Annotated in this window: 10 protein-coding genes and 1 pseudogene; 2 read left to right on the top strand and 9 right to left on the bottom strand. The window is 43.3% G+C overall.

The window, feature by feature from the left end:
- Window positions 1-109: 109 nt before the first annotated feature.
- A pseudogene (locus tag FTU29_RS17660) lies at window positions 110-231 on the top strand (IS5/IS1182 family transposase); the annotation flags it as partial.
- 40 nt (window positions 232-271) lie between these two features.
- A complete protein-coding gene (locus FTU29_RS08325; protein WP_180121344.1) occupies window positions 272-1,117 on the top strand; it encodes a M48 family metallopeptidase in 846 nt (281 codons plus the stop codon).
- 2 nt (window positions 1,118-1,119) lie between these two features.
- Here the strand turns inward: FTU29_RS08325 and FTU29_RS08330 are convergent, their stop codons facing one another.
- The 9 genes from FTU29_RS08330 to hisIE all read right to left on the bottom strand — a co-directional run bounded on the left by FTU29_RS08330 (window position 1,120) and on the right by hisIE (window position 11,429).
- Window positions 1,120-1,521 (bottom strand): Na+/H+ antiporter subunit G, encoded by a 402-nt coding sequence (locus FTU29_RS08330; protein WP_180121346.1) that lies wholly within the window; start codon window positions 1,519-1,521, stop codon window positions 1,120-1,122.
- Between the two features lie 12 nt (window positions 1,522-1,533).
- The gene (locus tag FTU29_RS08335; protein WP_078192553.1) at window positions 1,534-1,809 is read right to left on the bottom strand and encodes a monovalent cation/H+ antiporter subunit F; all 276 of its coding nucleotides are present in this window, start codon (window positions 1,807-1,809) and stop codon (window positions 1,534-1,536) included.
- Window positions 1,806-2,327, bottom strand: a complete 522-nt coding sequence (locus FTU29_RS08340; protein WP_180121348.1) for a Na+/H+ antiporter subunit E — start codon at window positions 2,325-2,327, stop codon at window positions 1,806-1,808. Before FTU29_RS08340 ends, FTU29_RS08335 begins: the two co-directional genes overlap by 4 nt.
- 1 nt (window position 2,328) lies before the next feature.
- Window positions 2,329-4,137 (bottom strand): monovalent cation/H+ antiporter subunit D, encoded by a 1,809-nt coding sequence (locus FTU29_RS08345; protein ID WP_180121350.1) that lies wholly within the window; start codon window positions 4,135-4,137, stop codon window positions 2,329-2,331.
- Window positions 4,137-4,502 carry a Na+/H+ antiporter subunit C gene (locus FTU29_RS08350; RefSeq protein ID WP_078189407.1) on the bottom strand — a complete coding sequence of 122 codons (366 nt, stop codon included), beginning with the start codon at window positions 4,500-4,502 and terminating at the stop codon, window positions 4,137-4,139. Before FTU29_RS08350 ends, FTU29_RS08345 begins: the two co-directional genes overlap by 1 nt.
- Before the next feature lies 1 nt (window position 4,503).
- The gene (locus tag FTU29_RS08355; protein WP_180121492.1) at window positions 4,504-7,344 is read right to left on the bottom strand and encodes a monovalent cation/H+ antiporter subunit A; all 2,841 of its coding nucleotides are present in this window, start codon (window positions 7,342-7,344) and stop codon (window positions 4,504-4,506) included.
- Window positions 7,345-7,684: 340 nt separating this feature from the next.
- Window positions 7,685-9,088 (bottom strand): AAA family ATPase, encoded by a 1,404-nt coding sequence (locus FTU29_RS08360; protein ID WP_180121352.1) that lies wholly within the window; start codon window positions 9,086-9,088, stop codon window positions 7,685-7,687.
- Between the two features lie 46 nt (window positions 9,089-9,134).
- Window positions 9,135-10,637: a UvrD-helicase domain-containing protein gene (locus FTU29_RS08365; protein WP_111884125.1), complete on the bottom strand. Its 1,503-nt coding sequence runs from the start codon at window positions 10,635-10,637 to the stop codon at window positions 9,135-9,137.
- 9 nt (window positions 10,638-10,646) lie between these two features.
- Window positions 10,647-11,429, bottom strand: a complete 783-nt coding sequence (hisIE, locus tag FTU29_RS08370) for a bifunctional phosphoribosyl-AMP cyclohydrolase/phosphoribosyl-ATP diphosphatase HisIE (protein WP_180121354.1) — start codon at window positions 11,427-11,429, stop codon at window positions 10,647-10,649.
- Window positions 11,430-11,510 lie beyond the last annotated feature (81 nt).

The following is an 11,510-nucleotide window of genomic DNA, read 5'->3' on the forward strand; positions in this document are numbered from 1 at the left end:
GTATCCAAATAGCTTGTTGCCATTAAAAGCAAAAAAGCGCTGTAATTTGGATCCTGAACTAAAAATCTATAATCAAGAAATCAACAAAAGAAGAATTGGGGTTGAGCATGTATTTGGTAGTTTAAAACTTTCAAAATCCTTGCCGAGCGATATCGTAATCGAGGAAAAAGACTGGGCTTAAGATTTAATTTAATTGCGGGAATCTATAATTTAGAGCTGAGCAAAAAATGAATTATGAAAGAAGTCTAATGAATTGAAAAAAATAATCTTTTTGAGTAGCGCATTATTTATTACTATGCCAAGTTGGGCATGTTTAAATACCTATGTAGAAGATTTTTATACATCTGATTCACAAAAAGAAAATCAACGCGAAGAACATCATGACGAGAAATTGAATAACTTTGTATCAAGGCATCCTAGCCCAATAGACTATCAGGCAGAAAATGATTATGCCGTACATCAGATTTATGCAGGTAAATACGATTTAGCCATTATGGTTTTAAGTGAAATTGAAAAAGAGCATCCAGGTTTACCAAAGACTGCAGTGAATTTAGGTACTGCATATGAGTTGATTGGCAATATTCCACAGGCCAAAAGATGGATTGCTGAAGGTATGAAACGTGATCCAACGATTCACCTTGGAAGTGAATGGATTCATCTGAATATTTTAGAAGCCAAAACCAAGCGCGCGACACCAAAATATTTTCATGAATATCCATTGTTAAATGTACATTATGGAACAGGCTATGTTCCTGATGGACATTGGAGTGATCAGCGCAAACCCACAACAGCGGAATACGATGCCATACGAGAACAGGTCAGCTTACAAATCAGTGAGCGGAAGAATTTTGTTTCAAGACAGGATGCCGTGATGGCACAGCTGTTTTATGAATTGGCGAATCTTGAGATGAGCCAGAATCAGCCTGGCTGGTATAACAATTTTCAAAGTAGTTTTAAGATTAACTTACTGATTGATTTAGCTAGGCAGTATGGTTTAAAAAAAACACCTTATAACCATAAGCGTTTGCAATATATGGCTCAAAGTAGCGTATTTGAAAAAATGTGGATGCGAATCAAAGATTTTTTAGCTCGAAGACATAATCAAAACTGGATCTAGATTTAATCCAGATCCTCCGGTTTTGAATGGAGTTTAGAGTGAAATGCACGGCGCCGAGTTCGCTGCCAAGGAAGAGGGCGATTCAGAGCTTCTGGTGCCTCACCACTCATCGAGCGCAGTCGTAAATGTAATGCCGCTTGTGCCATGAGGTTTGCAGAAACCGGTGCAGTGATAAAAGCAAAAAGCGTGATCAGGATTTCTGCAAATCCAAAACGGCCTTGAAATGCTGCATAAATAATTGCAGCAATTAGAAAACTTCCTAAGCCTAAGGTGCTTGATTTAGTCGGTGCGTGCAGTCGCATAAATAAGTCAGGTAGGCGAACCATGCCAATACCGCCGACCAACATGAAAAAAGCGCCAATCACCAAAAAAATCGAGACCAAAATTTCCATGACTAATTGCATATTAAAGGACTCCTAGTCGATGACGTGGCCAGTAGTGAAATAACGCGCTAAAGCAGCTGTAGATACAAACCCCAGCATGGCAACCAATAAAGCCCCTTCAAACATTGATGTACTTGCCCAATAAATACCTAAAATGACGATTAAGCAGGTGGCATTTAAGAACAAAGTATCTAAAGCAAGTAGTCGGTCCACAACTGAAGGTCCCATCACCAAGCGGATGAGGCACAGTAACATCGAGATCGTCACCGCAACTAAACAAATGCCAAGCGCATAAGGTAAAATTGTCATGAAGACTCTCCTGTATCAGCGCCAAAAATGAGGATGAGAGGGCGTTCATAGCGCTCTTTAATGGTTTGAATTTCTGCTTCAGGATCATCCGTGCTCAGAGCATGGACCAAAATATCACCACGGTCTTGGTCAATTCCGGCAGACACCGTACCGGGTGTCGTGGTGATGATCATCGCAAGCAGAGAATTGACTTCTTCATGCTGTGTATCGAGAGGAACACGGAACCATTTCGGATGCAATTTATGTGTCGGACCAAGGACGAGTTTTGCAACATGGATATTACTGACAATAATATCCCATAACACTACAAAGAATAATTTACATGCTGCCAGCCAGTTGATATTCGGTGTTCGATCAATAAAAGGGCGAACCATTCGCGGAATAACAATTGCTAAAACCAAGGCCATGCATAGTGTGGCCGCATCTAAACTGTGCGCTAACATCACCCAGCTCAGACCAACCATGACTGATACCAATGGATGCGGAAACCAGCGATTAAATAAAGATAGTGTCGCCATGTTAAGGTACCTCCATCGGTTTCAGCTGGGTCTCTTCAGGCAATTTTTCTTCTTGTTGCTGTCCCTGAATTTGGCGTCGCTTATATTCAGAAATATGTTCGCCATTTAGGGTTTCAGGCGCAATCAATGCAGGGATGAGGTGTGCATTTGGATCCGCTGATTCGCCACCATATTTGGTTTCAGGTAAATTTTCAGGATCATAAGGTTGAACACTGATAATTTGACCTTCTTTATCCTTTTTCAATAGCAACGATTCATATAATGGGTTGTCTTGAATTTGCTGCGCAGTTTTGTAGGTATAGTCATAGATTGGTGCAGCAAAGACCATATATCCCACAAGCGCTGTTAATAGTAGATAAATGGTCTTGTCATTGCGTAGCGGAGCCTTATACGGCAAAGCCTGATAGCGTTGATATTCTTCAGTATCACTATCATCTTCTGGACGAGATGAACGCCAGAAAAGTACAAAACCAGCGCGGGTAAATGCCATGATACTGAGTAAACTCACCAACAAAACAATTAAAATAATCATGATTTGGTAAGGTGAATTGGCTGTTGCTTGTAAGATAAATACTTTACCCAAAAAGCCGCTAAATGGTGGTAGACCAGCCATCATCAACGCAATGATGAAATAGCAGACAGCAACTGTATTATGCTGTTTCATGCGGGGCGCAAGTTTAAAATGATCTTTAAATTCGCCGCGTTGTGAGGTAATCCAACCCGATAGAATATAAAAAGCTGCACCAATAATGGTACTGTGAATCAGGTAATAAAGTCCTGCAGCCCATGCATCCGTATTAAAGAGTGAAATCGCAACCAATATTGTGCCGATAGAAGACAAAATCATAAAACCGACAAAACGACGTAAACGATCCGTTCCGATTGCACCATAAGCACCATAGAGCGAGGTTACTAAGCCAATCGGTAATAGCCACTGCTGTAAGATTTCACGGCTAATCCCATCGTCAAACACAGTGCCATTAACACGGAGAATGGCATAGATGCCGACCTTGGTCATAATGGTGAACAAGGCTGCGACAGGAGTGGTTGCCACAGCATAGGTCTTCGGTAACCAGAACCCTACAGGCAGCATTGCTGCCTTGATGCCAAAGACGGTAAACAGTAACAATGCACCAGCTACAGCAATACGATGTTGATCCGCTTCAAGCAAAGGCATAAGTCGTGCAACATCTGCCATATTTAAGCTACCTACACTGCCATAAATCATCCCGAGTCCAATCAGGAAGAGGGCAGAGGCAAATAGGTTAATGGTGACGTAATGAATCCCCAATTGAAAACGTGCTTTGCCTTGGCCGTGTAAGAGCAAAACGTACGATGCCATCAACAGGATTTCAAAGAAGACAAATAGGTTAAATAAATCGCCTGTTAGGAACGCACCACACAAACCCATCAGTAAGAAATGGCACATGGCATGGAAATAACGACCACGCTCATCCCATTCTTTGCTGGCAAACCACATCACAGGCACAGCAAGACCATAAGTCAGTACCAACATGAATGCTGAGAGTCGATCTAGAACTAAGACAATACCAAACGGTGCGGCCCATTCACTCAGGTTATAAACCAAGACTTGGCCAGAGCTGGCGATCATCAAATAACTGATAGATGTGATCAGCCCAAGGATGCCAGAAACATAGCTGATTCCACGCCGCCAAGGTTGTCGCCAGTCATGTGCCAACGAGCCAGAGCCGGGGTTGCCCAACAGGACTAAAATAAATGCAGTAATTGCAGGAATTAAAATACTGAAAATCGGGCTGTGGGTAGTCCAAAATTGGATGAAGTCATGCATTATGGCTCATCCTCCCGCGGGTCAATTTGCGGTATTTCTTCTTTGGAGTCCACATGATCTGTTCCGGTTTCATAGCGGCTACGCAGAGCCAATTGTACGATAAAGGCAGTGGTCGCAAAGCCAATCACAATGGCGGTTAGGACCAAGGCTTGTGGTAAAGGATCGGTCGCTTTGGTTGTTTCCGTTAACACAGCCGGTGCGTTGACATGAATACGTCCCATGACAAATAAAAATAAGTTCACAGCATAGCCAATCATGGCTAAACCCAGCACGACAGGAAAGGTACGTGCCCGCAAAATCAGGTATACCCCTGTTGCGGTCAGTAAGCCAATGGCTGAAGCGAGTAAAAATTCTAAACTAATCATCTTATTCGCCTCTTGGAACTGGACCAGACATACTCGAGTGACGCGAGTCGCCTAAGACGGAAATCATTAACATCGTCGCACCCACAACAGTGATGTAGACACCTGTGTCGAAGAGGGCAGCGGAGGCAAGGTGCATTTCACCTAAAATGGGTGGTGAGACATAGATATGAGCACTGGTCAGGAATGGGCGGCCCCATAGCCAAGCAGCGATCCCTGTCAAACCCGCAATGGTTAAACCAATACCAATCCACACTTCATATAAGCGACCTGATTTTGCACCAATCAATTGTTCAGCACGGTCTTGACCGAGCGCGATATATTGAATCACTAAGGCTAAAGAGGTAATTAAACCTGCAATAAAGCCACCGCCAGGTAAGTTATGACCCCGTAGGAAAATATACAGACTGATCACCAAGGCCAAAGGCAAAATCCAAGATGAGGTAATACGGAACATCAGTGGCGACGGATTAAAACGATAGGTCAGACCTTGCGTAATGGTGGTGCCATGAGCACGCATACCATCCATCATGCATAGCGTACCAATTGCAGCAATTCCCAGTACGGTAATTTCACCAAAGGTATCGAAACCACGGAAGTCCACCAAGATCACGTTGACCACATTGGTACCACCACCAAGTGGGATAGACTGCTGCATGAAGAACCATGAAATGGAGTTATGATCACGGGTCATGATCAACCATGAAATCCATGCAATCCCTAGACCTGCAATAATCGCAATCAATGCATCTCGCCAACGACGTGACACGCTCGACTCATAAGGGGTGAGCTGTGGTAATAACGATAAGCTCATGAGTAAGAGCACGGTGGTCACCACGTCAACAGTAATCTGTGTTAACGCCAAATCGGGAGCGGAGAAACAGATAAACACCATGGTCACAACTAGACCGACTGCACCACTGATGAGGACGGCTTTAATACGTTCATGGTGGAACCAAAGCATCATCCAACATGCAGAGAATAATAATAGCCACAGAACGATCGCGATGACCGGTGCATGTACCAGTTCACGACTGCCTGTCCCGATGCCTTGTAGCCAAAATGGAACGATGACGATGGCTACACTAAAGATTAAAATCCACAATACATAGCTTTGTAATTTGCCGTTTTCAGTAAAGCGACGAAATTTTCTTGAGCTGAGTAAAAGATATTTTAAAAATAAGTCGAACAGCACTTTACCTTGCAAACGACCCAAAAATGGATCTAAGTCGATCCGGCGTAATTTGCCGCCCTTTGCCAATGCGAAGTAGAAAATTAAACCACCCAATAGTGCTATTACACTCATCAAAAGCGGTGCATTTAAACCATGCCAAATCGCTAAATGGGCACCTTCAAACGCAGGGTTTTGAATACTCGCACGTGCTGTGCTGTTGACTATATGCTCAACCAATAGGGCAGGGAATAATCCAACTAAAATACATAAAGCAGCCAGTAATGTTGCTGGTGCGCGCATACCAAACGGTGGTTCATGTGCTTCTTTATTGGGAATTTCTTTCCCCAGTGGACCATCAAAAAACACCCCGTGAACTAAACGTACTGAATACGCGACAGCAAAGATACCGGCAAAGGTGGCAATGATGGCTGATACGATCATCACAGGCCCAGTTAGATTGGCTAAAAGCTCAGTAAAGAACATCTCTTTAGAGAGGAAACCATTGGTTAATGGGACACCTGCCATAGAGGCCGCAGTGATCATGGTTAGCGTTGCGGTAAACGGAAGTAATTGCCATAAACCAGAGAGTTTTCGTAAATCGCGTGTACCTGATTCGTGGTCAATAATCCCTGCGATCATAAACAAGGCTGCTTTGAAGGTCGCATGGTTAATGATATGGAAAATGGCAGCCGCAACTGCAAGGGGAGAACCGATCCCCAGTAAGCAAACAATCAGACCTAAATGGCTGATGGTGGAATAGGCCAAAAGCCCTTTTAAATCTTCTTTGAAAATGGCAAAAAAGGCCGCCATACATAAGGTAAATAAGCCAATAAAGGTGACCAAGTTGTGATACAACACAGCGCCTGCAAAAATCGGTAATAAGCGTGCAAGCAGGAAAATTCCGGCTTTCACCATTGTGGCAGAGTGTAAATAAGCCGAGACGGGGGTCGGTGCCGCCATAGCATTTGGCAACCAAAAATGGAAAGGGAACTGCGCACTTTTAGTAAATGCTCCCATTAATATTAATAGCAGTGTGGGTACAAAAAGCGAGTGCTGCTGAATTTGGCTACTCATCGTTAGGATTTGATCAATCTGATAGGTGCCCGTGATTTGCGCCAACAGAACAAAACCACCCAGCATACATAAACCACCCATACCTGTAATGGTCAAAGCCATTCGAGAGCCACGCTGAGCTGCGTCGTAATTGCTCCAGTAACCAACCAAAAGGAAAGATGAAATGCTGGTAAGTTCCCAGAAAATAAGCAATAAAATTAAATTATTAGACAATGAAATGCCGAGCATGGCAGCCATGAACAGCATCAATAAAAAATACAGTTTACTGAGCGAATTCTTTGGACTTAAATAATAGTAGGCATAGATATAAATTAAGGTGCCGATCCCGGTAATGAGCAGGGAAAACAATAAGCCCAGTGCATCAAGACGGAAACTGAAATCAATGCCAACTTGAGTGAGCCATGGCCATGTTTGAATGATGGTTTTGCCATTAAATACATCTTGAGCCTGACTCAATAATAAAACTAAACTGCTGAGGCTGACGCCAATCGCCCCTAAAGCTGTTACCCCGCGAGAGAATTGCTTCAACCACGAGACAAGTGTTGTGCCTAGTATTAACGGTAACAATATAATAATCGGTAGCACACTCGTATCCATTGTCATGATTAGGCGGTGAAACCTAGGTGTATTTCATCTTTCAAGGATTACAGGACAGCAAAGAGCAGTCCAAAAATTCAATCTTGAAAGCCATGTGTGTCAAAAAATTAAAAACAAGCTGTGTTGCGCAACTCGTGAAGCGATAGCAATTTCCGATGTTACTATGAAAATTGCAAATAAAACCGATCATATTACATGCGTAAAACAACATCAATCTTTTTTATGAACCACTTACACATTATACGCCTGACGAAACTGTATAGACATCTATTGCGGCCTTATTGCTGAATATTTATTCATCGAGGCTATGGATTACACTCAGTCAATCAACCTCAGTATTTTAACTCAGCGGTTGGATCGTAATGTCCTGATCACCTCGCTGTGATAAAGCCCTAACCAATTCTTGTTGCTGTTGCTCGGTCAGTTGTGTCTGAATTAATTGCAACATGTGCTGGGTGATATCCGGATTATTCAGCGGCTCATTTAATTCAGTCTCTTCAGTTTTAGGTGGAAGCGATGGTTTAGATCCGAGTTGCAACTGCTGATAAATTTGATCATAGGTTTCTTGTAGTTTTTCAGGCTGAATCTCACTGAGCTTTTTATTCTGTAATTGTAAGCACTGAAAGCGAGAAGCCTGTTCCAGCAGTTCGGGACGGTTGCCGCTGGCAATGATTTGGAGTCGTGGAAACGCTTGATTTAAACGGGTCAAAATCACTTGAGTCATGTTTTGATCGAGTTGGTGGTCTATGGCGTCGATCAATAAAATACCGTCACCTTCTTGGCATGGATATAAGCTATGAGGATTGAGTAGACAGAGGCGACGTACAATATCACCAATTAAGGCCACAAGGTTGCGCACACTATTCGACAGCTGTTGAAATAACATGTCTTTGCCTTGATAGCAGACCATTAACTGTAATTTGGGGTGATATTGCAGATAAATATTGCTCACATCGGGCAACACGGTCTCTAAAGCTTGTTTTAATGATCTGAGTGACGGCGCGTGTAGGTCGGCCTGAGCTTGTGCTAGTTTATGCCCAAAAAGAGGCGTGTCTGATGCGTTGGGTATATTGGCTTGGGTTTTAGGATGTAATAAATTTTGAATTAATTCGGCACTTTGCGCATTTTCAATGTCGGATATTTCTCGAAACCACTCAAAAAAACGAATAAACGTGGTAAAGGGAATGGCCGATATTTCATAAGCATGCGAAGGCTGAAAAATAGCAGGATTATTTTTATTGAGAATATTCACATCGTTGACGAAACGTTCAGCAGGGTAATAGGCAATGAGTGGCAACCCTTGTAACGGATCGGCTTTGAGGGCTTTTTGATACAGCGCAACCATCGATTCTAATTGCTGTGTTTCGGCCTTACTGAGGCCGACGCCTTGACTGTTTAAGGTTTTGTACAATTGCCATGAACAACATTGTGGGTCTTGGTCTTGTTGATCACTTGAAAGCTGAAATGAGCCAATGTCTTCGGGAAAACTGACTTGAATATCAAGTTTCGATTGCAAGCGATTTAACATGATGTCTTGATCGAGCATTACCACGCCTGCGGTGCGTAAATCTTTATAACGTGCAGCGAACCAAGTGAGGGCCTGATAACTAAAGCGTAGTAGGGAGGTTTTTCCAGAACTTTGATCACCCAAAATTAAGGTGATCGGCAGATCGTGGTAATTAAAATTGAGGGTGATATCAGTAAAATGAAGGGTGTGCTTGAGTTGGATCGATTGTAATTTCATGGTGCACCTTTTACTGATTTATTGTTTATTCACCTTTTTCATCATACTAGCTGACCGCTTGTGCCAAAGATTTGGGCATTTGACGTTTTAAGTGCTGCATCAAGTCATAAATATGATGGATATTTAAACTTACTTTAGCACGTGTGCAAGCCACGTAAAGTAACCGTAACTCTTCGTCACTAATTTTATAATCTTTATCGTTGAGCTTAAATTGGTAGTCATCTTCAATATGTACTCGATCCCATTCTAAACCTTTGGCTTTATGGGCGGTCGAGATGATGTAGTCGGCTTGATCAATCGGGGTGATTTTCGCCAGCGCCTTTTTCAGTGGGTCAGTACCGTGGTCATCGACCAACTTCACCAGCGGTTTAATATCGCTGCCGTCATTGGTTTCACAATATTCATGCACATCATGCCATGAGTTAAACCACGCAAGCTCTGGGACATCGACTACGCGCTTGCCTTGCTTGAGCATGGCTGCAGCATCGACAAAACGATTGAGTCGCGCATGATCTGCTTGCAGGCTAACTTTTTCGCCCTTAACCAAACCCGCCAATAACAGTTCCATCGCACGTGCATTGGTACGACATAAAATGGCATCGCGCATCTTGGTATGTGGCTTATTGACCACTTTAGAGTTGAGCTGCGGATTACCCAATAAAGGCACGGTTTCGTTCAATGCGCCCAGTAGAGCATTGGCGTTCAAGGCAATTTCTTCACCAAAACGGAAAGACGTGGTTAAACGGGATTCAGGTAAAGGGAGTTGCTGCATGGCATTGACTGCGCCACGCCATGCATAAATTTGTTGATGCGCATCGCCAACATAGATGACTTGGGTATTCCGCTGTTTCAGTAAAATCCCTAGCATTAGCGGGTCAGCATCTTGAGCTTCATCGAACAGCACATAATCCGCAGGAATATTCGGTTCAGACAAAGCCCAAAGTTTTAAATAAATATCGTGTCCAATCCCTGCTGCATGGTTCGGATCAATCGACTCTAACCAACGACGTTCAATGGCAGGATACAAATGCTTTTGTAAGCTTTCGATATCGTCCGGATGCAGCCAACTCGGTGCTTGTAGATGTCGTGGGGCAGGGTACTGTGAACTGGTCGAACAGAAATAACTGACAGCGTTTGCCACCAGACTTGCCAAACGCGAAGGCATGAGTACATATTTTTCATAACGACCGCCCATCATACGACGTAAGGTGATCGGTTCTAGTCGATATTCTTTGGCAATAAAGCTCGGACTTAAACGTGGTAGACGCAGTTTGTCAGTCACTCCACGTGGAACACTACGATAAGCCAATGAGTGGAAGGTTCGACAGTCGACATTTTGATGAAAACGATTCTGTGCTTCGGTGGCAATGGCTTTGTTAAAGGCCAAGTACATGCCACGCCGCTGAGGCATGGCATCACTGATCATTTGCAGTGTGGTTGTTTTACCTGTGCCAGCATAGGCAATCACTTTAAATGATTTACCAAGACGTGCGTTATCTATGGCGGTGGCCTGCTCATAGGTCGCGGTCGGTTTTTTAAGATCTGGCACGGTTGCGTCTTAGTGCTGACGGTTGGCTTTTTCAACCAAACCGGAAAGGCCTTGACGACGAGCGAGTTCGTTAAGTACCAATTGAGGATCAATATCGAAATAACCCAACATCACAATGGTATGGAACCAAAGGTCTGCTACTTCGTAAATCAAATCGTTTTTGTTGTCTTCATTGGCTTCGATTTTGAAATCTTTAGCGGCAATGATGGTTTCAACACTTTCTTCACCGATTTTTTCTAAAATTTTGTTGAGGCCTTTATGGTAAAGCTTTGCCACATAAGAGGACTCAGGATCAGCTTGTTTGCGTTCAGCCATCATTTTACCTAAGTAGTCGAGTACTTCGACTTGCTCAGATTGCACATTGGATGCATTCATCGCAAGGGTATGTGGATTTGCTGATTTTGCACCATAAATTGCAGCCGGATCTTTTAATTGCGCATCGACAATTTCCCAGCCATTGGCAGTAAGCTTGCGGTAGAAGCATGACTCACGGCCGGTATGGCAGGCAATGCCGCCATGCTGTTCAATTTGTAGCACAATCACGTCAGCATCACAGTCCAAACGGATTTCATGTACGGTTTGGAAATGGCCAGATTCTTCACCTTTATGCCATAGCTTATTGCGTGAACGTGAAAAGTACACCGCTTGATTTTTTTCTGCAGTTTGCGCCAAGGCTTCACGGTTCATCCATGCCACCATCAATACGCGCCCACTTTGATGATGCTGTGCAATAGCAGGCACTAAGCCTTGTTCGTTAAATTTTACTTCATCGAGCCATTGCAGGTTGTTCATGAGGATTTCACCAATTCAAAAATCAAAAAATAAATGCCGCAGCATTTGAGCAGCACTATAGTGTAAGCCATCAAGAGAATG

Source organism: Acinetobacter sp. YH12086 (assembly GCF_013419345.1).
GTDB lineage: Bacteria > Pseudomonadota > Gammaproteobacteria > Pseudomonadales > Moraxellaceae > Acinetobacter > Acinetobacter amyesii.